The following is a 25,439-nucleotide window of genomic DNA, read 5'->3' on the forward strand; positions in this document are numbered from 1 at the left end:
TTTCCGGCCGAAAATCCACCAGTTGCCGAAATTCATCGGACGATTAAGAGTGGCCGGGGATATTCGGGAGGATACATGGGCGTTTCGGCGGTGATTTTCGATTTTGGCGGCGTGATCACGTCATCGCCGTTCGACGCGTTCAACCGGTTGGAGGCAGAGCGCGGCTTGCCAAAGGACACCGTGCGGCGAATCAACGCGCTTAACCCTGATTCCAACGCCTGGGCCTTGTTCGAACGTGCCGAGATTGATGCAGCCGCGTTTGACCGGATGTTTGCCGAGGAAGCCAGCACGCTGGGCCACGCGCTTGACGGTGCATCAGTGCTGGCGGTGCTGGCAGGGACCGTGCGCCCGGCGATGGTTGCGGCGCTGGATCGGTTGAAGTCAGAAGGCTATCGCCTTGGCTGCATCACCAACAACGTGCCCACCGGCCACGGCGCAGGCATGGCCCGCAGCGGCGACGCGCATGACGAGATGGAGCGGATTTTCGCGCGGTTCGAACACGTGATTGAAAGCAGCAAGGCCGGTGTGCGCAAGCCCGATCCGCGCATCTATCTGATGATGTGCGAGAAACTTGGGCTGACGCCGGACGCATGCATTTATCTCGACGATCTGGGGGTCAACTGCAAACCGGCGGCTCAGCTGGGGATGCATGCGATCAAGGTGACGAGCGGAGAGCAGGCGCTCGCCGATCTTGGTGCAGCACTCGGCATCGCGTTCTGACGCGAGTCCTTGCACCACAACGTCGGCGCGACAACAGAAACACACTTTGAGGCATACGTCATTCGACCCGTATACGGGGCCGAACACCCGATGATATTACTGTCTATGCAATTGGTATTACTAGCAAAGCTGGTAAGTAATACGGGACAGCGCAGATGGCAGGAACGCAGGTAGGCAAGCGGATCATCGGGGCGGATTCGCCGGTGACGATCGGTTGGGAAAACCTGCCCAAAGTTGAAGGCGGGCCGTTCAAGCGGTTCTTCTTCACGTGGTTCCAGCCGGTCACGTTCTTCGCATTGCTGGCCTTCTGGTACTATGCCCCGAACGATATTGCCAAGGCTTCAACCGCCATCGGCATCGGCATCGGTTTCAAGCTGCTGCTGCTGGGCCTCGAATGGGTCAACCCGCGCCACAAGAGCTGGCAGCTGACGTGGAAGGAGCTGGTCACCGACCTGTTCTATGTCGGGCTGGGCTATACGGTGCTGCGCATTGTGGATGGCTTCATCGGCGATGGCGCGATCATCGGCATGGTTCAGGAACAGTGGGCTATGGACAAGTTCAGCTGGTTCACCGGCCTGCCGCTGCTGCTTCAGGCGTTCCTGATCTCGTTCATGTTCGATTTCGGCCAGTACTGGATGCATCGCGGGATGCACAACTGGTATCCGCTGTGGCTGACCCACGCGCCGCACCACTACATCACGCAGCTGAACATCAACAAGGGCGCGGTCGGCAACCCGATCGAGCTGTTCCTGATCGGCCTTGGCATTGGCGGCTTCTTCGATTTCCTGCCGCGCGCCTTCCTGCTGGCCGGAACCTTCGGCCTGACGGTAAGCATCTACCAGCACATCAACGCGCGCTTCAACACGCCGAACTGGTGGCGCTTCCTGTTCAACACCACCGAACACCACAGCGTCCACCACTCGCGCGATTACGAAGCGAGCCGCAGCAACTATTCGGGCACCTGGATCATCATTGACCGCATGTTCGGCACTTGCGTCGACGGTGAGGCTGAGCTGCTGGGCCTTGAAGGTGGCCGCCGCATGTCGATCCGCGAAACGATGCACTATCCGTTCACCGAAGCGTGGAAGTCGATCAAGTCAAAGTTCGGGCGCGGTAGCTTTGATGCCCCCGAAAGCGCGGTGCCGGCAGAATGAGCGGGATCGCAGCGCAGAGCATCTGGCAACAGCCCGCCCCGCAACCGGTGACCCGCATGAACCTGCGCTATATCGACTGGATCTGGCATGTGCGCGACAGCGTGCCACTGCCAGATGGCCAGACCACGGACGACGCGCTGGACCGGATTGAGCCAATGCTCGACCAGATGGACACCACGCACCAGCGCGGCGAGGATACCCTGACGTTCCACCGCAAGGCGCCGACGCCGCAAGACCCGCTCTCGGTTTTTGAGGATGGCATTTTGCAGGTTGAGGAAACAACGCAAGGCCGGACGTTGCGCTATCATCTGGTCAGCAAGGCGCTGCTGTTCTGCTTCCTGTTGCCACTGCTGTTCGTCGGCTTCGGGCAACTCACGCTTTATGTCGGCGCGTACCAGAAGGCCGCAGCCGAGGCCAAGGAGAAGGCGGGCGGCGACAAGAAGAAAAAGGACGAGGCTAAGGTTCTCCAACTGAACCCCATCGACAAGATGCTGGGCGCGCCTGCCCCAGAAAAGCCGAAGAAGGGCGAGGAAGGTGGCCGCAAGCCATCGGCCACGGCGGCCTACGTTTTCGCCGGGATCTTCGCGTTTCTCTACGTTGTCGGACGCTTCCTTGAACCGTGGCTGGTCCGGCGGCGGTTTCGCGCGCGCCTTACAGCAGGCTGACGCTCAGCTTTCCAGCCGGTAGTGGAACAGGCGTGCGGGGCCGTCTTCGGGCAAGAGGTAGAGGTCGCGCCCCTCAATCGCCATGCCTTCTCCGGTCAGCGGCCCGCCTCGTCCGAAGGGCCGCACCGGGCCGATTGCCCCTGCTTTGATCGAACGCACCAGCTTTTTCGAACGCCAGTCGATCCAATCGACCGTGCCGCTGAGCCAATCGAGGTTTCCGCCAGCAACCAGATGGTCCCCGACGAATTTCATGTCCTGATACCGCGTCTGCGAAGGGTTGGGCACCACCCGCACCTTATCGCCCGTAACGGCATCGAATTCATACAGTTGCCGACTGTCCCAGTTACCCGCAACGATCCTGCGGCCTGATACGGCGACGCAGCCAAGGTGATCGTCCACGGCAATCCGTCGGCGCACCTGAAGCGTCTGGCTGTCGATCCCCACCAGCACGGCCGAACTGTTGGGACGCATTTCTGCAACCGGCACCCAGATCAGGCCATCCGCGATAGAGACGCCGCCCGGATGATAGCGCGCGCCATCGGTCAGCTCGATCTGGCGCAGAGCCTTGCCGGTGACGCGATCAAATTCGTGCAACCACGCCTTGTGGTTCGCATTGTCAACCGAAGTCGCCCAGACGCGGGTCGGCTCAAGCGCAAGGCCCTGCACATGGAAGAGGCTTCCGCCAAGCTGCCGTGCTTCCAGCAATGTTGCCTGTTCGATCAGGCTGCTGAACGGAACGGCGGCCGCCGCCGAAAGGCCTGAAATTACCAGAAACGCCGCGCCAAAGACAATCCGCGTCCGCTTTCCAAACATGCTGACGGCCCCGTTTTGCAAGGCCCCCTTTGGCCCCCCCAGCAATTGGCAGGGGGGCGTTGCAGATCAGAGTCGGTGTTTCAGCCATGTTGCACCGCAGCGTGATTTTCTGCGATTGCGAAGTACTACGTAGTATCAGACGGTCGCGAACCAGATCACGTGCTTGGCACCCTTGCCGTTTGCACGCGCGCGCACTTCCACTTCGTCCACGTTGAAGCCCGCCAGTTTAAGCCGCTGCGTGAAGTTGGGATCGCGCGCGGCGGACCAGATGGCCAGCACGCCGCCGGGGCGCAGCGCGTCCCTGGCCATGCGCAGGCCGCGCATCTTGTAGAGCCGCCCGTTGCCTTCGCGCACCAGCCCATCCGGGCCGTTGTCAACGTCGAGCAGGATTGCGTCATAGCCCGTCCCGCCGACCGAGAACGCATTGGCCGAGATCACATCGGCCACATCGGTCATCACCAGCCGCACGCGCGGATCATCAAGGCATCCAGCCTCAAGCTCTTTCATCGGCCCGCGCGCCCACTGGATGATTTCGGGCACGAGCTCAGCCACAGTCACGTGTGCATCGGCACCCAGTTTTTCCAGCGCGGCGCGCAAGGTAAAGCCCATGCCATAGCCGCCGATCAGCACGGCCTGCCGTTCGGTCTTGGCAATCCGCGCAATGCTCTGTGTGGCAAGGGCAATTTCCGAGCCGTTCTGGCGCGTGCTCATCAGTTCATTGTGGCCCACCACGATCATGAAATCGCGGTCATGGCGGTAGAGGCGCAGATCCTCGCCATCGGGCACAATCGCGGTGCCAAGAAGTTCGCGTGCGATCATGGGTGTGGCTCCGCCTGAAACATATCCCGCGCGCCGTAGGGGGTCGCGGGGGATTGCGCAACATGCCCTCCCCCAACCCCTCCCGCTTGCGGGAGGGGAGCTTATTTCTGGCGGCGGATGAAATCGCGCAAGTCCGCCGACAGCTTCCTGCGGTCAGCATCGCGCACGTACATCATGTGCCCGGCGTCGTAGTAGTGGAACTCCACCCGGTCCTGCGGCCAGCCGGGGCGGTTCATCGCATATTCGGCGAAGTAAAACGGCGTGGCGAAATCGTACCAGCCCTGCCCCACCCAGACCTTGGTCTTGCTGTTCTCACGCAATGTGCGCGCAAGGCCGGGGGCGACGTTGACATAAGTGTCGCGGCCCACCCCGATGCGCCAGTCCCACGGACCGACCGGACCGATGGAAACATAGCTGCGGTCGGTCTTGTATCCCAGATCGCCGCGCAGATAGGTGTTCACCGCCGCCGGATAGCTGGCGTCGATGCCATAGAAGCTGGGATCGTTGTCCGGCTCTTCGCCCGCGTTGTCATAGTCCTTGCCGGTATAGCGCGCGTCCAACCGGCCGATGGACAGGCCCCGATCGCGTAGCAGTTCCTTGTAGAACCGCCCCGGCGTGACGCGCAGATTGGCACGTTCAAGGTAGTCTTCGGACAAGCCCGTCAGTTGCGCCAACCGCGCGCGGACGCTCGCGCGCTCTTCGGCGGGCAGGCTGTTGCCCTTCAGCAGGGCAGCGACATAAGGCCCGCTGGCAAAAGCGCGGGCCTCTGCCACCACCGCCTCGACCGTGGCAGGCCGTGGGTTCAGCTTGTTGTGATACCACGCTGCAGCCGCATAGCTGGGCAGGTTGCCCATGTGCTGCAACTCGTTGCCTTCATCCTCCGCCTCCAGCCCGAAATCGAGCACGGCGGAAATCAGGATCACGCCGTTCAGCGCAACATCGTTGTACGCGCGGTTCAATTCGGCGGCGACGGCGGCAGAGCGGGTGGTGCCATAGGATTCCCCGCCCAGAAACTTCGGCGCATTCCAGCGATTATGCTCGTTCAGCCACAGCCGGATGAACTGGGCAATGGATTCAGCGTCCGCCTTCACGCCCCAGAATGTCTTGGGATCGGTGCCGCCCAGCGCATGGCTCCACCCTGTGCCAACCGGATCGATGAACACGAGGTCGGCCACATCGAGCAACGATTCCGGGTTGTCGGTAATGTCATAGGGCGGCGCGCCATCGTCCAGCGCATCGGGCAGGTTCACCCGCTTGGGTCCGAACGCCCCCATATGCAGCCACAAACTTCCCGATCCGGGACCGCCGTTGAACAGGAAGAACACCGGGCGGTTCGGCTCAGCACCGTCTTTCAGATAGGTGGTCGAGAAGATCGCGGCGGTGGGTTTGCCGTCTTTGTCCTTGAGATACGTCTCGCCCGCGATGGCGGTATAGGCCACGCGTGTGCCGCCGAATGTGCCGCTGCGCTTGGCCGTGACGCGATTGGGTTCGGGAATGGCAGTGTCAGCAGCCTTCTCGGCCGGCTTGTCAGCCGCCTGAAGCGAAGCAGGTGCCAGCAGCAAAGCGGCTATGGTTGCAAGCGATACGAAGCGCGACATCGGAAACTCCCTTTCCAAAGGCGATAACCGCGCCTTGGGCCGCACGCAATCGGCACTTTTTGCGGCCCACACCACGCGCCCCCGCCAAGCCCACTTGCCCTTACGGCTTGGCGGATCACCGCACGGAGAGGCAATCGGACACGTTTTGACCGGGCATCAGGAACACCTCGGAGCAAATCGCGGTTGCACCGCTTAACTGATCGCTTAAAGTCTGCGCGAAAGAGGCAGCCTGAGTCTGCCCGAACGAGAGGACGAGGCCGTGCAGGCAATTGGGCAGTTCCATCCAAAGTATCATGCGGCGACCCATCCGGATCGCCCCGCCGTGATCATGGGCGGCAGCGGCGAGGTGGTGACTTATGCCGAGCTTGAGGCGAAATCGAACCAGTTTGCCCAGTTGCTGCGGTCACGCGGGTTGCAGATCGGCGATACCATCGCGCTGTGTCTGGAAAACCGCGCAGACTTCTTTGCATTGGCCTGGGGCGCACAGCGCGCCGGGCTGGTTTATGTCGCGGTATCCAGCCGCCTCGCCGCGCCGGAAATCGCCTATATCGCGGGCGACAGCGGCAGCCGGTTGCTGATCGGATCGGCCTATACCGCACAGTTGCTGGACGAAGTGACAAAGCTCGCGCCCGATGTTGCGCAACTGCGCTTTGACACCGATGGCCCGCTTTCGCTGGATGCGGCACTGGCAACGATGCCGGAAACACCCATCGCCGATGAACGCGCCGGGTGCGACATGCTCTATTCCTCGGGCACCACTGGCAAGCCCAAGGGCGTGCGCATCCCCCTGCCCGAAGACCCTGAGATTGGCGCGGTCAATTCGCTGATCGGCATTGCAAGCCAGGCCTTCGGGATCACCGGCGATGCCGTCTATCTCTCGCCCGCACCTTTGTATCACGCCGCGCCCTTGCGCTGGTCGATGACCATTCACCGGCTTGGTGGGACAGTGGTGGCGATGGAAAAGTTCGATCCCGAACACGCGCTGCAACTGATCGAGCGCTACAGGGTGACCGACAGCCAGTGGGTGCCCACCCATTTCGTGCGCATGCTGAAACTTCCAGACGATGTGCGCACGCATTACGACACCTCTTCGCTGAAGTGCGCAATCCATGCCGCCGCGCCCTGCCCCGTACCGGTGAAGCAGGCGATGATCGCCAACTGGGGACCGGTGCTGCGCGAATATTACGCCGGGACTGAAGGAAATGGCTTTACCTTCATCACCAGCGATGAATGGCTGAAACGCCCCGGCTCGGTCGGGCGCGCGATCCTTGGCACCATCCGCATCTGCGATGACGAAGGCAATGAAGTGCCACCGCGCACCGAGGGGCAAGTGTTCTTCGAAGGCGGCAGTCCCTTCACCTACCACAACGATCCCGACAAGACCCGCGATGCCACCAACCGCCACGGCTGGACCAGTCTTGGCGATGTGGGCTGGGTGGACGAGGACGGCTATCTGTTCCTGACAGACCGCAAGAGCTTCATGATCATTTCGGGCGGCGTGAACATCTATCCGCAGGAGATCGAGAACCTGCTCGTCACGCATCCCAAGGTGGCAGACGTTGCCGTGATCGGCGCGCCCGATCCAGACATGGGTGAAAAGGTCGTCGCCGTGGTCCAACCGCGAGACATGGCAGAGGCAGGCCCCGCGCTGGCGGAGGAACTGGCCGAATGGCTGGGGCCGCAGCTTTCACGCGTGAAGATGCCGCGCCAGATCGATTTCCGCGCCGAACTGCCGCGTGAACCCACTGGCAAGCTGTTCAAGCGGCTGCTGCGCGATGAATACAAGCAGGCCTACGAGGCTGCACAGACGGCAACGGTCTGAACCAACAGGAACAGGGACAGGATTATGGCAAGTGTTCCAGTGCTTTCGGCTGATACAGGCCGGGCCGTGATCGATCCGAAAAGCTACGGCGCGTGGGAGCCGCTGCTAGACCGGTTCGATGAACTGCGCGCGGCCAACCCCGTGGCGCGCGTGGTCGATCCCGACGATGTGCATGAACCGTTCTGGCTGGTTTCCGGCTTTGACGAGGTGATGAAGGCGAGCAAGGACAACGCCACGTTCCTCAACAACCCGAAGTCCGCCGTCTTCACCGTGCGCGTGGGCGATGCGCTGGCCCGCTCGATCACCGGGGGCAGCCCGCATCTGGTGGAATCGCTGGTGGCGATGGATGCGCCCAAGCATCCCAAACTGCGCCGCCTGACGCAGGACTGGTTCATGCCCAAGAACCTGTCAAAGCTGGATGGCGAAATCCGCAAGATCGCCAATGAGGCCGTCGACCGGATGCTGGGCGCTGGAGAAGAGGGCGACTTTATGGCGCTGGTGGCCGCGCCCTATCCGCTCCACGTGGTCATGCAGATCCTTGGCGTGCCCCCGGAAGATGAAGCCAAGATGCTGTTCCTGACCCAGCAGATGTTCGGCGGGCAGGACGAGGACATGAACAAGTCCGGCCTGAAAAACCTTCCGCCTGAACAGATCAGCGCCATCGTGGCAGGAGCCGTGGCCGAATTCGAACGCTACTTCGCCGGACTTGCGGCGCAGCGGCGCAAGAACCCGACCGAAGACGTGGCCACCGTCATCGCCAATGCCGTGGTCGATGGCGAACCGATGAGCGACCGCGATACGGCGGGCTACTACATCATCGTCGCCAGTGCCGGGCACGATACCACGTCGGCCTCGTCCGCAGGGGCCGCGCTGGCCCTCGCCCGCGATCCAGACCTGTTCGCCCGCGCCAAGGCCGACCGCAGCCTGCTGCCGGGCATCGTGGAAGAGGCGATCCGCTGGACCACCCCGGTCCAGCACTTCATGCGCACGGCCGCCACGGATACCGAGCTTGGGGGACAACAGATCTCTGCCGGTGACTGGCTGATGCTGAACTATGTGGCGGCAAACCACGATCCGGCGCAGTTCCCCAACCCCCGCGCCTTTGACCCGACACGCCCCGCCAACCGTCACGCCGCCTTCGGTGCCGGATCGCACCAGTGCCTCGGCCTGCATCTGGCGCGGCTGGAAATGCGGGTGCTGTTAGATGTGCTGCTGGACCGGGTGGACAGCCTTGAACTGGCGGGAGAACCGGCGCGGGTGAACTCCACCTTTGTCGGCGGGTTCAAGAAGCTGCCGATGCGGTGGAAGGCTGCCTGACCAACACCACAACACCGCCTTCAAAGACAGCGCTCCCCCGCGAAGGCGGGGGCCTCAGGCCGCCTGACACAACCCCTGTGTAAACCTCCTGAGGCCCCCGCCTTCGCGGGGGAGCGCTTGGTTTGGGGCGGTGTGTCAGGGGTGCGGTGGCGCAATCACCCTTCCATCGCTTCCAGTTCCTTGCCCTTGGTCTCCTTGACCGAGGTCCACACGAACACCAGCGAGATCGCCGCAAACAGCGTGTAGGCCGCATACGTCACCGGCAGTCCGATGTTCCCTGCCATCCACGGGAAGCTGGAGCTCACCGCAAAGTTCGCCAGCCACTGCGCCGCGCCTGCCACCGCCAGCGCCGATCCACGCATCTGGTTGGGGAACATTTCGCCCAGCATGACCCACATCACCGGACCCCAGCTCATGTTGAAGAACACCACATAGATGTTGGCGGCATAAAGCGCGATGGTGCCCACGCCATCGGGCAGGACCAGCGCACCATTCGCTCCGGTGGAGGCCTGCGCAAAGCACCATGCCAGCACGCCCAGCGTCACCGTCATCCCCGCAGAGCCGATCAGCAGCAGCGGCTTGCGCCCCAGCTTGTCGACCAGACCGATGGAAACGAGGCAGGCCGCAATCGACACGACGCCTGACAGAATGTTGATCTTCAGCGCGTCAGCTTCGGAAAAGCCGACCGCCTGCCACAGCACCGCACCGTAATAGAACACCACGTTGATGCCGACGAGTTGCTGGAACACGGCCAGCCCGATGCCCACCCACACGATCGGCCGCCAGCCGCCGCCGGGCTTGCGGATATCGGCAAGGCTCGGCTGGTGATCTGCGGCCAGCGAGGCGCGGATTTCGGCAAGCTTGGTGTCGGCCGTTTCTGCACCAAACAGCTTGGCCAGCACTGCGCGTGCCTCATCATGGCGGCCCTTGGCGACAAGGAAGCGCGGGCTTTCGGGGATCAGCAGCAGGGTGACGAGAAACAGCACAGCGGGCAGCGCCTGCACCCAGAACATCCACCGCCACGCCGGATACCCGCCCCAGAACACACCTAGCGACGATCCAGCAGCACCTGCCAGCCAGTAGTTGGCCAGAAACGCGCCCGTGAGGCCCGAAATGATCATCACCTGCTGCGCGCTGGAAAGCCGCCCGCGAATGTGCGCAGGCGTCACCTCAGAGATATAGGCCGGTGACAGCACGCTCGCCGCGCCCACCGCCGCGCCGGCAAAGAACCGCGCAATCGCCAGCACCAGCGCAGAAGGTGCCGCGCCAGACGCCAGCGCCGAAAGCACGAACAGCGCGGCTGCCATCATCATCACCGCACGGCGGCCCCAGATATCGGCAAAGCGCCCCGCCAGAAACGCACCCAGCGCGCAGCCCGGCAGCAGCGAGCTGACTGTCAGGCCCAGCTCTGCATCGCCCAGCCCGAAGGCGTGCTTCAGCCCGTCCTGCGTGCCGTTGATAGCGCCTGAATCGTATCCGAACATGAAGCCGCCAATCGTGGCGACTGCAACGATCAGGCCGATGAAGCCGATGTTGACCCGATCCTGAGGCGCTTGCGACATGCTCTCTCCCAACGGCTTTTCTCATCAGCGCCTTGCGGGCACTCCCGGTGCAGCCCCGATTGATACCGCTAACGGCACAGACCGCAAGCCCCGTTAGCGCAAGCCTCAGCCCTCGCCGTTATCCCGCGCGTTCAGCTTGGCCCACAGGCCTTCGGTCCCCGCCTCGATGGCGTTGTTCACATATTGGGAGGCGACTAGCCAGCCCTTGAACGGGCGCAGCGTGGCAAGGCAGCCCAGCCCCAGGATCGGCACAGACGTGAGAACATGCACCCACCACGGCGGGGAATAGACCACTTCCATCCACACAACGAAGAACGTCAGCGGAAAGGCGGTGATGCACAGCGCGAAGAACGCCGGTCCATCATCGGCATTGGCAAACTGGTAATCCAGCCCGCATCCCGGGCAGGTCTTCTGCAGCTTGAGCCAGCCGTTGAACATCGAAGCCTTGGCACAGCGCGGACATGTGCCCTTGAGGCCGGACCGGAAGATCCAGTCAAACTTCGGATTCTGCGTGAAAAAGGCCATGCCGATGCGTCCCGATTAGCTACCGGATCGCCATATGCCCCTGCCCCGCCAAGGCAAGTCCTAACGAACAGATGGAACGAAAGCGGCCGTCATGCGATTGTCATTCGGTGCCAAACCCCCTCAACAGCTTCCGCGAACGGTTCCTCGATGTGCTCGCATCGATCTATCTCTATAACGAGCATCGCGGATACACCTCGCTGGACCGGGTGCTGGACGCCGTGCGCCAGCGCTGCCCCGACAATCCCGCCTTCATCGCCGCCATCGCCAAGCACCGCGCCGACGAGCGCAAGCACTACGTGATGTTCAAGCGCTGGTTCGAACTGCGCGGGCACATGCCGCTAGCGGTTGACAGCACCTGCGGCCACATAGATCGCTTTATCTTCAAGGTCTTCGGCTGCAGCATCGACGATCTGGACACACAAGGCGTGATCGCCAGCCCCGATGCCTTTGAAAAGCTGTGCCGCGTCATCATGCTCACCGAACAGCGCGGCATGCGGCAGGTGGAGATCCTGCTCGGCAACCGCCACGTGCGTTCGGACAAAGCGATGAAGCGCATCTTCGAAGTGGTGGAAAAGGACGAGCCGGACCACTGGATGCCCTACGCCGCTTGGCTCGACACACAGGGCCGCGCCAAGGCAAAGTGGCGCGAACGCTGGGCCGATTACTGGATTCACAAGTCGCTGATGCTGGTAAAGCTGCCCAGCCTGTTCCTGCGGCGCTCTACCCCGCGCATGGTCGAATGGCCGGATGCGTTGACGGGTTAGACAGAGCGTTGCACCCGCGCTAACTTGCCGCCGGGGAGACAAGGATGGACGGGGCAATCACAGACCGCAGGCCCAGCCTGCTATCGCGCATGGTGCGCAAAGTGCTGGTGTGGTTCTATCGCAAGCGCGGGTGGACAGCGCACGGCACGCCGCCCGCCGATGGCCGCTGCGTGATCGTGGCCGCGCCGCACACGTCGAACTGGGATTTCGTCAACTTCATCGGGCTGACCGAAGACTTGGGCCTGAAGCCGCACTTCATGGCCAAGGACAGCCTGTTCCGCTGGCCGCTGGGCGGCTTCATGCGCGATATGGGCGGCGTTTCGATAGACCGGAAGGCGCGGCGCAACGTGGTCGATGCGATGGTGGCAGAATTCGCCCGGCGCGACCGCTTCATGCTCACCATCGCGCCCGAGGGAACGCGCAGCCAGGTAGGCCAGTGGCGCAGCGGGTTCTATCACATCGCGCTGAAGGCGGGCGTGCCCATCGTGATCGGCATGATGGACTATGGCAACAAGACCGGCGGCCTTGGCCCGGCCATCTGGCCATCTGGCGATTATGCGGCAGACATGCGCAAGTTGTTCGAATTCTACAGCAAAGTCACACCCCGCCATCCGGGGCGCGGGTTGAAAAGCCTGCCGGAGATTGCATGATGCCAGACCTGCACTTCCTCACCCACGGCCCCACACTCTGGGGCGCGCTCGGCCTCAACGCCGCCGTGCTGGTGCTGGGAATGCTGGCGCTGTGGCGCGTGGCGGTGAAGATCGGCGATGTCAGCTTCATCGATGCGGTGTGGGGCGGCGGAATGGGCATGCTGGCGCTGATATCGTGGCTGCACGTGCCGGGAGGCCCCGGCGCAAGGGCCAGCCTGATCGCCGCGATGGCCGCAATCTGGGCCGCGCGCTTGGCGTGGCACCTCTACACCCGCTGGCGCGGGCATGGCGAAGACCCGCGCTATGCCAAAATGCTGGGCAAGGCCAAAGCGAAGGGCGAGTTCGCCGCTGCCGCACTGAAGTTCGTCTTCGCCCCGCAAGCGCTGCTGCTGTTCATCACCTGCCTGCCCGCACAACTGGGCGTGCTGGCCAGCCCCGCCCCTGCACCGCTCGGGCCTCTGGCCCTGGCCGGAGCCGCGCTGTGGCTGGTCGGCATCGTGTTCGAGGCCGTGGGCGATGCGCAACTGAACGCCTTCCGCGCGGATCCCGCCAACAAGGGCAAAGTCCTCCAGACCGGCCTGTGGCGCTACACCCGCCACCCCAATTACTTCGGCGACGCCTGCGTCTGGTGGGGCATCTGGCTCGCCGCCGCCGACGCCGGCCTTTGGGTCGCGCTGGCCAGCGTGATCGGCCCGGTGTTCCTGACGTTCACACTGACCAAATGGTCGGGCAAACCGCTGCTGGAAAAGGGTATGGAAGAGCGGCGGCCGGGGTATAAGGCATACGTGGAGCGGACTTCGGGGTTTGTGCCTTGGTGGCCGAAGGGGGGGTAGGGCTGCCAAAATCTATCGTTCAGGAAACGACGCCTTTGTCGTCGAGGATCTTGGCGTGGGCAATTTTGGTCGGGCAGGCGCGACCGTGTTGTTTGCCGGGCTTGGCGTGGCATCGGTACCGGCGGTGCTATGGCTGCGGCGGCATTGGTTTCAGGGATGAGGGTTTAGGCGGTGGTGTTCGGGAAATGGCGGCGTGACCGCACGCAGGACAGTTCAGGATCGGAAGGTATCGGCAGGAGTGGCGGCGTGTGGATGAGCAATTTGCTGAGCAACCCGCATATTGGGAATAAGCAAGGGCTACGTTCGAAATTTTTCGGTCACCCGTGGCAGCCTGCCAGGTTCGAGATACCGCTTTCGCCGGCTGAAGTTCGTGCGGCGATGCAGCGCTATGCGCAAGGGCACGCACTTGAACGTAATGAATTGCCAGAAGCTGCTGCCGTATGGGATGAAAAGAGCTTCAAGAAGGTAAAAGACATTTTTACATGTGGCGGTGGGGTTTACGTCGTCAAAGGTAAGCTTGCGGAAGTCTTGTCACGTTTCGATCTTGGCGACGGCGGATTGATTCCGTTTTCGATTTTCAAAGCTGATCTGGAGACACCTTATCCCGGTGAATTTTTCTTGCTCAATTTTGGTTGCATCAAGAACAGTCTGCTCCCGGAGCAATGTGAGGATGCGCAGAAGTTCTTTGTTGATAAGATTAGTGGATTGCAAGTCTGGAAGGTCAATCAGCTGCGCCCTGAGGGGGAGGTTGTAGTATCCTCGCGGGCGTTAGTTGGCCCGGATTTGTGGTTCGAGGAGGCTGTCCATTACAGGATATTCGTGAGTGATGCGCTTGCTCAAGCGTTGATTGAGATCGGCATGGGAGAAGTGTTTAAGTTGAAGCGGTGCCAGATCGCCTGAACCACATCAGTTAACCCGCGAGCCAACAAGGAAAAGTTGACCCCCGGATCAAGTCAGGGGTCACAATGTATGGATAGCTGGAATCCGCTCAGAATCAGCCATGCCCAGTCGAAAGCGACGCGCCGGAAGCCGCCAGCGGCACTCCGAATGCGGGGTAGGATAACGGCGAACCAAGCTTACCCTTTCCCGTCACCCTGAACTTGTTTCAGGGTCCATTTCTCGCAACAAGCGGCAGCTTAATCGGCAAAATGGATCCTGAAACTAGTTCAGGATGACGAGTGTGTGCGTGAGCGATTTACCCCTTCACCCCTTCACCACAACCCGCGCCTCCTGCGGCACGCCGCGCACCGGCACCGCCCTGATCCAGCCTTCCAGCGCGTCGATGTCGGTCGGCCCGGTCACCGTGTCGGGCTTGCCCACGAAGCCCGAGAAGCCATCGCCGCCCAGCCCCAGAAAGCCGTTCACCGTCACGCGATAGGTCGCCGCCTTATCCAGCGGCTTGCCGTCCAGCGTGATCGAAACGATGCGGTCGCCCGAAGGCCGCGCCGGGTCATAAGTGAAGACGAAGCCGGTGGAGGGGGCGAGCGCCTGTTTGGGGCCAGTGTCGTCCAGACCCTCTTCCAGCACGGCCTTGATCTGCGCGCCGGTCATGCTTTGCGTCACCACGTTGTTGCCGAAGGGCTGGCACAAGTAGATGTCGCCGAAGGTCAGCGTGCCGTCTGCTGCGGGGACCAGCGCGGCGCGGATGCCGAAGGGGTTCATGAAGGCGATCTGCGCGCCCTTGTCGCGCGTGGCCCCAAGTTGCGCGTCGGCGATCAGGTTGCGCAAGGCATCGCCTTCAGGGCCATCGGCCTTGGGCGCTGCGCGGTCCAGCTTGCCGATGGGGCGCTGGGTATAGGCCTTCGATGCCTCTACGTACTTCGCCACATATTCCGCCACATCGGCGCGCGGCTGAAACTGCGGGAACAGCGGCGTGTTGGCCAGCGGCCCGCGTGACGAGGTGTAGGGCACCGACTGCACGATCACGTTCTCGGCCTTCTTCGAAACCACGCGCCCCGCCACTGGATCGATCTTCAGCGTGATATCGGTGACCAATTCGCCATAGACGCCCGCGCTGGTCAGCAGGAACGGCTTGGCCGGATTGAGCGCGGCATAATCGCAGACATAGGCCCAGTGCGTGTGGCCCGAAACGACCACGTCCACGCGGGTGTCCAGCCGGTCGAGGATCGGGCGGATGTCTCCGGCAAAGTTCTCGCACCCTTGCGGGTTCGGCTCGCCCTTGGTCCGCCCGCCTTCGTGGATCAACACGACGATGGCGTCCGCGCCCTGCTCTTTCAACAAGGGCACAGCGGCGTTGATCGTGTCGGCCTCGTCCTCGAAGGTCAGGCCCTGAATGCCGGTGGGATTGACCAGATTGGGCGTGCCTTTCAGCGTCAGCCCGATCACGCCCACCGTGACAGCATTGCGGCCAGAGCCGAAGGTCTTGAGGCCGGTCGCCGGAAACAGCGTCGATCCATCGACGCGCTTGGTGCTGGCGGCGAGGTACTTGAACGTCGCGCCGGTGAACTTCTCCAGCGCGCAGGGTTCCTTGGGCGTGAACTTCTCGCACCCGCCGGTCTGCTTGCGCAGCAACTCCTGCTGGCCGTTGTCGAATTCGTGATTGCCCACCGCGTTGAAGTCCACCCCGATGCGGTTCATCACGCCGATGGCCGGTTCATCGAGATAGAGCGAGGACGCCAGTTGCGAGGCGGAGATCATGTCTCCGGCCGAAACCGTCATCGAGCGCGGATGCTTGGCCCGGACCGAATCGATGGCCGATGCCAGCCACGCCGCGCCGCCCGCCGGAACCGCGATCAACCCGCCCTTGCCATCGGCCACGTTGACCGATTGGCGCGGCGGTTCAAGGCTGCCGTGGAAATCATTGAGGCCAACGATGCCCACTTCAACCGGCTCTACCGGGGCATTGCTCGCCATTGGCGCGGCGCAGGCGGCCAGAAGTCCGGGCAGCAGGAGAGCAAGGACGGAACGAAGCGGCGTGGGCATGAACGGAACGGCCTTTGTATCGGGTGCAACCGGTTGCCCTCGGCCTAGCCGATCACGGTTATGCTTTGAAGGCACCACGGCCCTCTTTCTTCGTATGCGCAGACATTGCCTGCGCTTGCCGCCATCACTACAATGGCAAAAGACCCCAGACGCAGGACGCAACGCACGCAATGGCATTATCCGGCAACGAAAAAGACGCCACCCGCGCGCGGCTGGTCGATCTTGCGCAAGCGATGGTCGAGGAGCGCGGCGGCTCGGGCCTGAACCTGTCCGAACTGGCCGCGCGCGCCGGAATGTCGCAAGGGCACCTCTCACGCTATTTCGAAACGCGCGAAGCCCTGATGGAGGCGATTGCCGACCACTGGTTCCAGCCAATGGTCGCCATCATGGAAGACGTGCTGGCCAGCGACCTGCCCCCGCGCCGCAAGATGTTCGAATTCTTCGCCCGCCGCTTCGTGGCGATGCGCAAGAAGTGGGAGGACGATCCGGTCAAGCTGCAGACCTATATCGAAGTGGGTTACGACTACTTCGAACAGGTGCGCAGCTATATCGATCTGGCCGACCACTACCTTGGCGAAATCATCGGCGAAGGCATGAGCGACGGCGCATTTGCCGGGCTGGACATCGATGAAACGATTAGTCTGGTGAACCAGATGTGCGCTCCCTATTGCGCGCTCAACACCATGATCATGTTCATGGAGCGCCTGAACGAGGACAAGCTGGCCCGCATCATCGACGCCGTGTTCGACGGCCTGTCCGCCACGGATCGCGGCGCGAAGGCGATGACCGGCCTGCGCGCTGCCTGAAGATCAGGCCTGCGCGCCAAGCAGGACTTTGCGCATGTCGCCCCGGTGGCGCACGTGCAGCACCAGCAGCGTCGCCATCACCACCACCCCGCCGCCGATGAATGCTGCCAAGGCGTGAACCAGCGCCAGCGGCGTCCACTTCCCGCGCCAACCGCACCACAGGCCTGACAGCCCCAGCAGGGTCATGAAATCGGCGTTGAACTGCCCGGGCCAGCCGCCCGCGGCAATGTCACCGAAGAACACCGGAAAAAGATTACCGCCGTGTGCGGCCATGACCACGCCGGTAAAAGCCACCAAGGCGCACCAAGCCGCCACCAGATAGACCCTGAACAACACCAGATCGCCTCCCCTCAACCCATGAGAGAGGAAAGTTACCGCATCAGGCCGCCGCGCACCAGTCGCCGCGCTTGCCCTTCCACCGCTCGGCCAGCCCTTCGGCCACCAACGGTTCGGCCAGACTGCTGCCCCGGCGCGTGACGACGCGCAGCGCGCGGCCATAGCGGTCGGTCGGGCGGCCCTGCACTTCCAGCGTGAACGGCCCGGCATTGAGCAGTTGCACCAGCCGCCGCGTGGCCCGCGCGCCCAGTTCAGCCTCGGCCACGCAGCCGGGGTGCGAGGTTTCCGGGGTGTTGATGTCGGCAATGCGGAACTTGGTGCCCGCGTACCAGAAGGTGTCGCCATCCACCACGCAAGTGACGCGCGGCCCCGGCCGGCACACGTCAAAGCGCGCTTGCTCAACGTCGGCAGTTGGGGCGGCAAAAGCACCGTGAGGGATGGTGGAAAGGGCCACAGCGGCAAAGGGTATCCAAGGCTTCATGCGCCTGAATCTGCATGAAACGAAAGGAGAACGCGCCTCCGTATGGGCACTAAGTAGCCGCGCTCAGGGTAACGCCTTGATAACCTCTGCGTGGCATTCTTGGCGCATGTTCAGCCCGCGCCTCAACACTGTGTTTGCCAGCCGCTGGAAAGCGTTGTGGTGGTCAGGGTCGATGCTGCTGTTTGCGTGGTCCGTGGTCCCATCCGCTGACGAAACCGGCCATGCCTCACACCGGCAAAAGGCAGCCCATGCCGATCCGTGGGCAAAAGACACCCCGGCAAAATAGCGCGCCATAAGGCAGGATTTTTGGCGAAAGTTAACCTCTGGCAGGCAATTCTACATCCGATTCGGGGAATATCTGCATGAGTTCAGAACGTCACACCACTGCGGCCTGGGTGCTGGCCATCAGCGTGATCGGCTTTGCGGCGCTTGTGTTCAACGGCGTGAGCGAGGCGCGCAAGAACCCGGATCCAGGTTCCGCCAACAGCGTCACCGTGTCGTCTGACCCCCTGCCCGTCGAAGACCCGAATGCCGAGAGCATTCCGCTGGACAAGCAGGAAGGGCCAAACGCGCCCGACGATACCGCACCTGCCGAATAGGTTTCAGCTTCCGCGCGGTGTGTCGTCGTCGATGCCGCCCTCGCCCAGCATGCCTTCCTCGTCATCGTCGCTGCGCTCGCCCCGGAACGCGCTCATGTCGATCACGCCGCTGCTGACCATCTGGTTCATGTGATCGACCAGATCGGGCATCCCGCCTGAATCGTCCTCGCCGCCCGGTGCACGCTCGGTTTCGCCCTGTTCGCCCAACACGCTTGTGGCGCGGGCAATGGCTTCGTCTGCAACGGTCTGGGCTTGCGCGTCGCCGTCTTCCTGTTCGGTGTTGACGGTTTCAGGTGCAATAGTTTCACGGTCGATCACGATGCATCTCCTTGTTGAGGAGACTACGCCCTGCCTGCAAACCCGTTCCTGCCCGCCTGTTCCGCTCCTATCGCGTGGGGACAGGCACATCCCCCGAATAGTCATAGAAGCCCCGGCCTGACTTGCGGCCAAGCCAGCCTGCCTCGACATACTTCTGCAACAGCGGCGCGGGGCGATACTTCGGGTCACCCGTGGACGCGAGGTAGATCTTCATGATCTCAAGCAAGGTATCCAGCCCGATGAAGTCCGCCAGTTCCAGCGGCCCCATCGGATGGTTCAGGCCCAGCTTCACGCCCTTGTCGATGTCGACGACCGACCCGGTTCCGCTGCCCAGCACAAACGCCGCCTCGTTGATGAACGGCACGAAGATGCGGTTGACGATGAAGCCCGGCTCATCCTGCGAAAGCACGATTTCCTTGCCGATAGCGGCCACATAATCGCGCACCGATTCAATCGTGGCAACCGAAGTGGCAAGGCCGGGGATGACCTCCACCAGCTTCATCAGCGGCACCGGGTTGAAGAAGTGAATGCCGATAAAGCGCTGCGGATCGGGCGAGGACACAGCCATGCGCGTGATCGGGATGGACGAGGTGTTAGAGGCCATGATCGCATGCGCGGCCAGATGCTTGCCCGCGGATTCAAAGATCTTGTGCTTGATGTCCTCGCGCTCGGTCGCCGCTTCGATCACCAGATCGGCCTCGGCCAGCGCCGCGTGATCGGAAAAGGCGTGAAGGTTGGCCACGGTCGACGCTGCCAGCGCCGCGTCGACCTTGCCCTTCTCGACCAGCTTGGACAGGCCCTTGGCGATCTTGTCCTTGGCCTTTTCCGCCAATTCCACTGACACATCGCCCAGCAGCACTTTCATGCCCGCCTGCGCCGAAACCTGCGCGATGCCCGCGCCCATCTGGCCCGCACCGATGACCGCAACCGTCCTGATCATGTGATTTCCTCGCCTGTGAATAGCTATGCAGAAAGGCGCGTAGCGAGGCGGAGGCGGCGAGTCTACCTGCGCCTAACGCGAGGCGCGTTCTATCCGCTAGCGCGAGGCGCGTCCTATCCGCTAGCGCGAAGCTCCGGGCACCCACAGCGGGTCGTTGCCTGCATTGGTCGCGCGGGCCAGCACAAACAGATAGTCCGACAACCGGTTGAGATAGGCCAGCGCCTGCGGGTTTACCGGCTCAGCCGCAGCCAGCTCCACCGCGCTGCGTTCAGCCCGTCGCGCCGTAGCCCGCGCCACATGCACACGCGCCGCGGCTTCAGACCCGCCCGGCAGAATGAAGCTCCGCAGCGGTGGCAGGTTCTCGTTCAGCGCATCTATCGCGCGTTCCAGCCAATCCACCTGCGATGCCACCACCCGCAGCACCATTTCCGATGGCGCAAAGTCATCGCCCGGCGTGGCAAGGTCCGCGCCCAGATCGAACAGGTCGTTCTGAATGCGCTGCAAATCGCGGGCGCTCCCCTCAGCACAGGCCAAAGCTGCCAGCCCGATCAGGCTGTTCACCTCGTCCACGTCGCCAATTGCCTGCATCCGCGCATCATGCTTGGCACGGCGCGATCCATCGACAAGGCCGGTGGTGCCATCATCCCCGGTGCGGGTGTAAATCTTGTTGAGCTTTACCATGACCGGTGCGGACCCGCGCGCTTCAGCGCGAAAACGCCAGCAGGATCGCCACCGTCACCACGGCCAGCCCCTGATACTTGATGCGGTTGAACATCATCTTGTTCTGCAACAGCTGGTTGGGCGATGCTCCCTCCGAAGGATCACGGTTGAGATCATCCTTCGTGCTGTTCAGAAACGCCACAATCCCGCGCACCAGCGACACAACGGTAAGCGCGACGAAGATGAGGATGAGCGGGATCAGGAAGTAGTTCATGACAACTGATTTATGGCGTCGGACAGTGAAATACCAGTGTCAAATAGGCCATGACCAGACAGAGACGCGCGGACTTCGGCAGCAACCGCCCGCCCATCCTCGCCCGCGCGCCGCCTGTCCGCCAGCGCCGGGGCATCACGGCGCTTCGCCAGCTTGCGCCCGTCGCTCTCCACCAGCACCGGATGATGGTGCCACACCGGCACCGGCAGGCCCAGCAGGTGCTGGATCAACCGGTGAATATGCGTCGCCTGAAACAGGTCCACGCCGCGCGTCACATGGGTCACTCCATCGGCGGCATCATCCAGCGTCGCGGCAAGGTGATAGCTGGCCGGCGCATCCTTGCGCCACAACACCACATCGCCAAACAGTTCGGGCCGCGCCAGTTGCACACCGTGGCGCTCGTCGGTCCATTCCAGCGGCCCCGCCAAAAGTGTCGCCTGCTCCATGTCCAGCCGCCACGCCACGTCCGGACCGGGCACCGGCCCCCGCCGCAGGCACGTGCTTGGGTAAAGCGGACCGTCCGGCCCCTGCGCCACGGCAGCCGCCGCCACTTCAGCGCGAGTGCAGGTGCAGGGGTAGAGAATGCCCATCGCGCGCAATTCATTGGCGGCTGTGCGATAACTGGCAATGCGCTCGGATTGCGGGGCTACCTCGCGGTATTGCAACTGCAGCCAGTCCAGATCGTCACGGAATTCCTGCGCCAATTCCGGGCGAGACCGCGCACCATCAATATCTTCGATTCGCAGCAGAAATTCCCCGCCGTCACGCATCGCCCGGTCGTGGGCGACGATTGCGGAATACGCGTGTCCCAGATGCAGCGGGCCATTGGGGCTGGGGGCAAAGCGGGTGACGGTCATCGCGGCCAAGCCTAGCGCCGCTGCGCCGTGGCTGAAAGCCCGTCAAAAAGAACGCGCACACCACACAAACAAAACGGCTGCCCCACTGGGGCAGCCGCTTTTGTGTCTTGCTTGGCGTTCCTTGGCCCTCGGGCCGAACCGCTGCTCAGACGAGCGTGGCGGTGAACATCATGCCGCTGAGACCAGCAGCAAAAATGATCGGAAGCGCGATCGCGGTAAAGCTACGCATGGTGTACCTCCTGTTGTGGTTCACCTTTGCAGGCATTCTCCCCAGTTCGTTTTCATCCGGCAGGGTGGGCTGGAAGCATCGGAACTGACGCCCAAATACGCCGAATGACGTATGCTGCAAGTGCGAACGGGGCAACTACAGTTGCATGTAACGCAACTGTCACATTTCGGGCACCATCTGGACAGAAAAGGCCAGTGCCACTATCGGCCACGCATGAGCATCCAGCCTTCAGAATCGATCCTGATTGTCGACTTCGGCAGCCAGGTAACGCAGCTAATCGCCCGCCGCGTGCGCGAAGCCGGGGTCTACTCCGAAATCGCACCCTATACGCAGGCCGAAGCCGCGTTCCACCGGATGAAGCCCACCGGCATCATTCTGTCAGGATCGCCCGCCAGCGTGCCCGCCGATGGCTCCCCGCGCGCACCGCAAGTGCTGTTCGATTCGGGCCTGCCAATCCTCGGCATCTGCTACGGCCAGCAAGTGATGAGCGAGCAGCTGGGCGGCAAGGTAGAACCCGGCGATGCGGGCGAATTTGGCCGCGCTTTCCTCACCGTCACCGAACCTTGCGTGCTGTTTGACGGACTGTGGGCGGAAGGCGAACGCCATCAGGTGTGGATGAGCCACGGCGACAAGGTCACCCAGTTCGCCCCCGGCTTCCGCATCGTTGCCGTGTCAGACGGCGCGCCGTTTGCCGTCATCGCGAACGATGAAAAGAAGTACTACGGCACCCAGTTCCACCCCGAAGTGGTCCACACCCCCGATGGCGGAAAGCTGATCGCCAACTTCGTGCGCCACGTCTGCGGCTGCACCGGCGATTGGACGATGGCCGAATTCCGCAAGACCAAGATCGCCGAAATCCGCGAGCAGGTCGGCTCCAGCCGCGTGATCTGCGGCCTTTCGGGCGGCGTCGATTCGGCGGTGGCCGCCGTGCTGATCCACGAAGCCATCGGCGAACAGTTGACCTGCGTCTTCGTCGATCACGGCCTGATGCGCATGGGTGAGGCCGAGCAGGTCGTCAGCCTGTTCCGCAACCACTACAACATCCCGCTGGTCCACAAGGACGTCTCGGCCCTGTTCCTCGGCGGCCTTGCCGGGGTGACGGACCCGGAAGCCAAGCGCAAGTTCATCGGCAAAACCTTCATCGACGTGTTCGAGGCCGAAGCCCGTCAAGTCGGCGGCGCAGACTTCCTGGCGCAAGGCACGCTCTACCCGGATGTGATCGAATCGGTCAGCTTCACTGGCGGGCCTTCGGTCACGATCAAGAGCCACCACAACGTTGGTGGCCTGCCCGAACGCATGAACATGAAGCTGGTCGAACCGCTTCGCGAACTGTTCAAGGACGAAGTGCGCGCGCTGGGCCGCGAATTGGGCCTGCCCGACATTTTCGTCGGCCGCCACCCCTTCCACGGCCCCGGCCTTGCCATCCGCATCCCCGGCGAAGTCACGCGCGAGCGCTGCGACGTGCTGCGCAAGGCGGACGCGATCTACCTCGAAGAGATCCGCAATGCGGGCCTCTACGATGCGATCTGGCAGGCCTTCGCCGTGCTGCTCCCGGTCAAGACAGTCGGCGTGATGGGCGATTTCCGCACATACGACAACGTCTGCGCCCTGCGCGCCGTGACCAGCACCGACGGCATGACCGCCGACATCTACCCCTTCGACGCCGCCTTCCTCAGCCGCGTGGCAACCCGCATCGTCAACGAGGTAAAGGGCATCAACCGCGTGGTCTATGACTACACCAGCAAGCCGCCCGGCACGATCGAGTGGGAATGACACGCCTCACCGCAGTGGCCACCATCGGCGCAATAATGCTGTTTCCAGCCAGCACGGCAATCGCTGCGCCGGCTGAGGAGCCGCCATATGTTCGCATTGCCGAGCTTGAGATCGACCCGCGCAAGCTTGACGAATACAAGCAGATCCTTGCGGTGGAGCAAGAAGCTTCGGTGCGCGAAGAGCCGGGCGTGGTCATGCTCCATTCGGTGGCGCTGAAGGATCGGCCCAACCACATCCGGCTGCTCGAAGTCTACGCCAGCCGCCGCGCCTATGAAGCGCACATCACGTCGCCGCACTTCCTGCGGTACAAGCAAACGACGGCGGACATGGTGCTGTCGCTCAACCTGCTCGACACCGATCCGATCCTGTTGTGCGCCAAGATTCCCGCCAAGGATGGGACCGCAGCCAACTGCCAATGAAGCAGGCCGAATGCCGGGAAGCAGGGGCAGTGGCGGCGGGAGGCCGGATGATCGCGATGAAGTGATCGCCTTTTGGCCCGCTCATCGATCCCGAGATGCCGAGAAAAAGCTGTAATTCCAACAAGCAGTTGGACACAGGACGCCAAGCGAACCTGCCAACTTTGCATGCGCGGCATTCTTCAACATCACGGCGCATTCACTGGTAGCGCAAAGTGTTCTCGAACCCTTCGTTGGCCTTGGTCATCTTGGTGAGTTTTCTAAGGTTGGCCCGGACATGTCTTTCGAAACGCCGATCATCGTAGATACCCGTGACAGGATACTCGTCCTGGCCCAGCAATTGTTTGAGCCGATCGGCAAACGCGGCCTGATCATCCTTGCTTGCAACGGCCATCAGACCTCGGCAGACCCATTCTTCAGCAGCGGCCTTGTCATAGTCGTCCTGGGCCTCATACCCCCGCCTGTCGGCTGCCGCCTGATCGAGGCGCGCTGCATCAATGCGGCATTCCAGCCATTTGCAGACCTGTTCGCTGTTCCATGTTTTTGACGGAATGCTCATGACGCTCTCTTGCCCCGGCACCGCAGCCAGTGGCTAGTTGCCATCCGCATCGACCATGAAAACCATCGGTTTTCCGCGAGATGTAGGCTCCCAACCGGCTTGCAGTGCTGCCTGAATTCCCCGAATCACAACCGCGTCGCTGATCTGAAGGCGGCCTCGCGGCATGCCTTTCATCAAACGCTTCGGCGGAGGAAATTCCAGCATGGCTCCGCGCTGGGTGTGCTTGCGCAGCAACGCAATGGTCACGCCTTTCCAGCCTTCAGACTCGCTCCACTGCGGCTCGCTGCGCAGTTCCCACTCGTATTGAAGGCCGTCAACGTCGACGATACCGGAAAGCCTGTGGATGTTGGTCATGTGGCGACGCCTAGCAGATTTATGGCCACAAACCACCGCGTGGTTGCGGATTGGGTTTGAGCCTGCCGATCTTCCGGTGACCGTCGGCACCAAACTGGCGGGAATGACGCTGGTTTCGGCTGATAAATGCATCCGCCGCTATCCGGTCACGGTCGCCTAAATCGCCACGAACTTCCCCGCTGCGCGGTCTTTCCTGACTTTAAGGCCGTTGAACACCTGCCCGCTCATCGCGATCCATACACCCGGCGGCGCAACCTGCGCGGTGGCGAAGGCCATGCCGAGGTTGAAGGGTGCGTCGGTTTCGGCAAAGCGGGCGGGGGAAAGTGCGCCGGTGAGGACCGTCGTCTTGCCGGGAATATCGGCCAGCGCCTTGGCGGTTTCTGTCATGGTATCAGTGCCATGCGTGATGACGACGCGGCTTTCTGGCGCCTCGCGCACGGCGGCGGCAATCAGCGCGCGGTCGGCGTCAGTGAGTTCGAGGCTGTCCTTGCGCATCAGTTCCATCACCCGGAACGGCAGGGCGACGCGCGCCTGCGCGATCAGCGCGGGGATGCCGCTCTCGACTATCTGATATTCGCTGAGCGCGTCGAAATAGGCTTTGTCGATGGTGCCACCGGTGGTCAGCACAAGGATGGGATTGTTTTGCATTTCC

At 62.6% G+C, this 25,439-nt stretch carries 31 protein-coding genes; 14 read left to right on the top strand and 17 right to left on the bottom strand.

What is annotated here, in order from left to right:
* The first annotated feature begins 75 nt into the window (after positions 1-75).
* From Q8R81_RS11310 to Q8R81_RS11320, 3 genes are all read left to right on the top strand, one after another.
* Complete coding sequence (locus Q8R81_RS11310; RefSeq protein ID WP_305617861.1) at positions 76-720, top strand: HAD-IA family hydrolase; 645 nt, start codon at positions 76-78, stop codon at positions 718-720.
* Between the two features lie 155 nt (positions 721-875).
* Positions 876-1,874 (top strand): sterol desaturase family protein, encoded by a 999-nt coding sequence (locus Q8R81_RS11315; protein WP_305617863.1) that lies wholly within the window; start codon positions 876-878, stop codon positions 1,872-1,874.
* Positions 1,871-2,539 (top strand): hypothetical protein, encoded by a 669-nt coding sequence (locus tag Q8R81_RS11320; RefSeq protein ID WP_305617864.1) that lies wholly within the window; start codon positions 1,871-1,873, stop codon positions 2,537-2,539. The genes Q8R81_RS11315 and Q8R81_RS11320 overlap by 4 nt, the downstream gene beginning before the upstream one ends.
* 3 nt (positions 2,540-2,542) lie before the next feature.
* Here the strand turns inward: Q8R81_RS11320 and Q8R81_RS11325 are convergent, their stop codons facing one another.
* The 3 genes from Q8R81_RS11325 to Q8R81_RS11335 all read right to left on the bottom strand — a co-directional run bounded on the left by Q8R81_RS11325 (position 2,543) and on the right by Q8R81_RS11335 (position 5,769).
* Complete coding sequence (locus tag Q8R81_RS11325) at positions 2,543-3,352, bottom strand: DUF6454 family protein (RefSeq protein ID WP_305617866.1); 810 nt, start codon at positions 3,350-3,352, stop codon at positions 2,543-2,545.
* Between the two features lie 135 nt (positions 3,353-3,487).
* On the bottom strand, positions 3,488-4,171 hold the full coding sequence (locus Q8R81_RS11330) for a spermidine synthase (protein ID WP_305617868.1): 684 nt from the start codon (positions 4,169-4,171) through the stop codon (positions 3,488-3,490).
* A gap of 101 nt (positions 4,172-4,272) precedes the next feature.
* Positions 4,273-5,769, bottom strand: a complete 1,497-nt coding sequence (locus Q8R81_RS11335; RefSeq protein WP_305617869.1) for a S10 family peptidase — start codon at positions 5,767-5,769, stop codon at positions 4,273-4,275.
* Positions 5,770-6,028: 259 nt separating this feature from the next.
* On the opposite strand from Q8R81_RS11335, the gene Q8R81_RS11340 reads away from it, so the two are divergent.
* Positions 6,029-7,591, top strand: coding sequence for an acyl-CoA synthetase (locus Q8R81_RS11340; protein ID WP_305617870.1), 1,563 nt, complete (start codon positions 6,029-6,031; stop codon positions 7,589-7,591).
* A 24-nt stretch (positions 7,592-7,615) separates the two neighbouring features.
* Positions 7,616-8,908, top strand: coding sequence for a cytochrome P450 (locus Q8R81_RS11345; protein ID WP_305617872.1), 1,293 nt, complete (start codon positions 7,616-7,618; stop codon positions 8,906-8,908).
* A 155-nt stretch (positions 8,909-9,063) separates the two neighbouring features.
* Here Q8R81_RS11345 and Q8R81_RS11350 read toward each other — a convergent pair whose 3' ends face one another.
* Both Q8R81_RS11350 and Q8R81_RS11355 read right to left on the bottom strand, forming a co-directional pair.
* Entirely contained in the window at positions 9,064-10,470 is a 1,407-nt protein-coding gene (locus Q8R81_RS11350) for a sugar porter family MFS transporter (RefSeq protein ID WP_305617874.1), read from the bottom strand.
* Positions 10,471-10,575: 105 nt separating this feature from the next.
* Positions 10,576-10,995: a DUF983 domain-containing protein gene (locus tag Q8R81_RS11355; protein WP_305617876.1), complete on the bottom strand. Its 420-nt coding sequence runs from the start codon at positions 10,993-10,995 to the stop codon at positions 10,576-10,578.
* 107 nt (positions 10,996-11,102) lie between these two features.
* On the opposite strand from Q8R81_RS11355, the gene Q8R81_RS11360 reads away from it, so the two are divergent.
* The 4 genes from Q8R81_RS11360 to Q8R81_RS11375 all read left to right on the top strand — a co-directional run bounded on the left by Q8R81_RS11360 (position 11,103) and on the right by Q8R81_RS11375 (position 14,142).
* Positions 11,103-11,759 carry a ferritin-like domain-containing protein gene (locus Q8R81_RS11360; RefSeq protein ID WP_305617878.1) on the top strand — a complete coding sequence of 219 codons (657 nt, stop codon included), beginning with the start codon at positions 11,103-11,105 and terminating at the stop codon, positions 11,757-11,759.
* Positions 11,760-11,803: 44 nt separating this feature from the next.
* Complete coding sequence (locus tag Q8R81_RS11365; protein WP_305617880.1) at positions 11,804-12,409, top strand: lysophospholipid acyltransferase family protein; 606 nt, start codon at positions 11,804-11,806, stop codon at positions 12,407-12,409.
* A complete protein-coding gene (locus tag Q8R81_RS11370) occupies positions 12,406-13,242 on the top strand; it encodes a DUF1295 domain-containing protein (protein ID WP_305617882.1) in 837 nt (278 codons plus the stop codon). Before Q8R81_RS11365 ends, Q8R81_RS11370 begins: the two co-directional genes overlap by 4 nt.
* 252 nt (positions 13,243-13,494) lie before the next feature.
* On the top strand, positions 13,495-14,142 hold the full coding sequence (locus Q8R81_RS11375; RefSeq protein WP_305617884.1) for a hypothetical protein: 648 nt from the start codon (positions 13,495-13,497) through the stop codon (positions 14,140-14,142).
* Positions 14,143-14,445: 303 nt separating this feature from the next.
* Here the strand turns inward: Q8R81_RS11375 and Q8R81_RS11380 are convergent, their stop codons facing one another.
* Complete coding sequence (locus tag Q8R81_RS11380) at positions 14,446-16,185, bottom strand: bifunctional UDP-sugar hydrolase/5'-nucleotidase (RefSeq protein ID WP_305617886.1); 1,740 nt, start codon at positions 16,183-16,185, stop codon at positions 14,446-14,448.
* A gap of 170 nt (positions 16,186-16,355) precedes the next feature.
* On the opposite strand from Q8R81_RS11380, the gene Q8R81_RS11385 reads away from it, so the two are divergent.
* On the top strand, positions 16,356-16,991 hold the full coding sequence (locus Q8R81_RS11385) for a TetR family transcriptional regulator (RefSeq protein WP_305617888.1): 636 nt from the start codon (positions 16,356-16,358) through the stop codon (positions 16,989-16,991).
* Positions 16,992-16,994: 3 nt separating this feature from the next.
* Here the strand turns inward: Q8R81_RS11385 and Q8R81_RS11390 are convergent, their stop codons facing one another.
* Positions 16,995-17,327 (bottom strand): hypothetical protein, encoded by a 333-nt coding sequence (locus Q8R81_RS11390; RefSeq protein ID WP_305617890.1) that lies wholly within the window; start codon positions 17,325-17,327, stop codon positions 16,995-16,997.
* Between the two features lie 43 nt (positions 17,328-17,370).
* Positions 17,371-17,808: a thermonuclease family protein gene (locus Q8R81_RS11395; protein ID WP_305617891.1), complete on the bottom strand. Its 438-nt coding sequence runs from the start codon at positions 17,806-17,808 to the stop codon at positions 17,371-17,373.
* Between the two features lie 106 nt (positions 17,809-17,914).
* On the opposite strand from Q8R81_RS11395, the gene Q8R81_RS11400 reads away from it, so the two are divergent.
* Together Q8R81_RS11400 and Q8R81_RS11405 are read left to right on the top strand one after the other, a co-directional pair.
* Positions 17,915-18,094 (top strand): hypothetical protein, encoded by a 180-nt coding sequence (locus Q8R81_RS11400; protein WP_305617893.1) that lies wholly within the window; start codon positions 17,915-17,917, stop codon positions 18,092-18,094.
* A gap of 76 nt (positions 18,095-18,170) precedes the next feature.
* Positions 18,171-18,407, top strand: a complete 237-nt coding sequence (locus tag Q8R81_RS11405; RefSeq protein ID WP_305617895.1) for a hypothetical protein — start codon at positions 18,171-18,173, stop codon at positions 18,405-18,407.
* A 3-nt stretch (positions 18,408-18,410) separates the two neighbouring features.
* On the opposite strand, the gene Q8R81_RS11410 is transcribed toward Q8R81_RS11405, so the two are convergent.
* From Q8R81_RS11410 to Q8R81_RS11435, 6 genes are all read right to left on the bottom strand, one after another.
* Positions 18,411-18,725, bottom strand: coding sequence for a hypothetical protein (locus Q8R81_RS11410; RefSeq protein WP_305617897.1), 315 nt, complete (start codon positions 18,723-18,725; stop codon positions 18,411-18,413).
* A 67-nt stretch (positions 18,726-18,792) separates the two neighbouring features.
* Complete coding sequence (locus Q8R81_RS11415) at positions 18,793-19,665, bottom strand: 3-hydroxyacyl-CoA dehydrogenase NAD-binding domain-containing protein (protein WP_371135357.1); 873 nt, start codon at positions 19,663-19,665, stop codon at positions 18,793-18,795.
* A 120-nt stretch (positions 19,666-19,785) separates the two neighbouring features.
* Positions 19,786-20,346: a cob(I)yrinic acid a,c-diamide adenosyltransferase gene (locus Q8R81_RS11420; protein ID WP_305617899.1), complete on the bottom strand. Its 561-nt coding sequence runs from the start codon at positions 20,344-20,346 to the stop codon at positions 19,786-19,788.
* Between the two features lie 22 nt (positions 20,347-20,368).
* Positions 20,369-20,599 carry an HIG1 domain-containing protein gene (locus Q8R81_RS11425; RefSeq protein ID WP_305617900.1) on the bottom strand — a complete coding sequence of 77 codons (231 nt, stop codon included), beginning with the start codon at positions 20,597-20,599 and terminating at the stop codon, positions 20,369-20,371.
* Positions 20,596-21,456 (bottom strand): tRNA glutamyl-Q(34) synthetase GluQRS, encoded by an 861-nt coding sequence (gene gluQRS / locus Q8R81_RS11430; RefSeq protein WP_305617902.1) that lies wholly within the window; start codon positions 21,454-21,456, stop codon positions 20,596-20,598. Before gluQRS ends, Q8R81_RS11425 begins: the two co-directional genes overlap by 4 nt.
* A gap of 145 nt (positions 21,457-21,601) precedes the next feature.
* Positions 21,602-21,805, bottom strand: a complete 204-nt coding sequence (locus Q8R81_RS11435; protein ID WP_305617904.1) for a hypothetical protein — start codon at positions 21,803-21,805, stop codon at positions 21,602-21,604.
* A gap of 93 nt (positions 21,806-21,898) precedes the next feature.
* Here Q8R81_RS11435 and guaA point away from each other — a divergent pair, with 93 nt between their 5' ends.
* A complete protein-coding gene (gene guaA / locus Q8R81_RS11440; RefSeq protein ID WP_305617905.1) occupies positions 21,899-23,458 on the top strand; it encodes a glutamine-hydrolyzing GMP synthase in 1,560 nt (519 codons plus the stop codon).
* Entirely contained in the window at positions 23,455-23,877 is a 423-nt protein-coding gene (locus tag Q8R81_RS11445) for a putative quinol monooxygenase (protein WP_305617907.1), read from the top strand. The genes guaA and Q8R81_RS11445 overlap by 4 nt, the downstream gene beginning before the upstream one ends.
* Positions 23,878-24,073: 196 nt before the next feature.
* Here Q8R81_RS11445 and Q8R81_RS11450 read toward each other — a convergent pair whose 3' ends face one another.
* The 3 genes from Q8R81_RS11450 to Q8R81_RS11460 all read right to left on the bottom strand — a co-directional run bounded on the left by Q8R81_RS11450 (position 24,074) and on the right by Q8R81_RS11460 (position 25,435).
* The gene (locus tag Q8R81_RS11450; RefSeq protein ID WP_305617909.1) at positions 24,074-24,433 is read right to left on the bottom strand and encodes a hypothetical protein; all 360 of its coding nucleotides are present in this window, start codon (positions 24,431-24,433) and stop codon (positions 24,074-24,076) included.
* A 33-nt stretch (positions 24,434-24,466) separates the two neighbouring features.
* Positions 24,467-24,787 carry a hypothetical protein gene (locus tag Q8R81_RS11455; protein WP_305617910.1) on the bottom strand — a complete coding sequence of 107 codons (321 nt, stop codon included), beginning with the start codon at positions 24,785-24,787 and terminating at the stop codon, positions 24,467-24,469.
* 156 nt (positions 24,788-24,943) lie between these two features.
* Positions 24,944-25,435, bottom strand: coding sequence for an asparaginase domain-containing protein (locus tag Q8R81_RS11460; protein WP_305617912.1), 492 nt, complete (start codon positions 25,433-25,435; stop codon positions 24,944-24,946).
* Positions 25,436-25,439: the final 4 nt, after the last annotated feature.

Source organism: Novosphingobium sp. (genome assembly GCF_030696665.1).
Taxonomy (GTDB): domain Bacteria; phylum Pseudomonadota; class Alphaproteobacteria; order Sphingomonadales; family Sphingomonadaceae; genus Novosphingobium.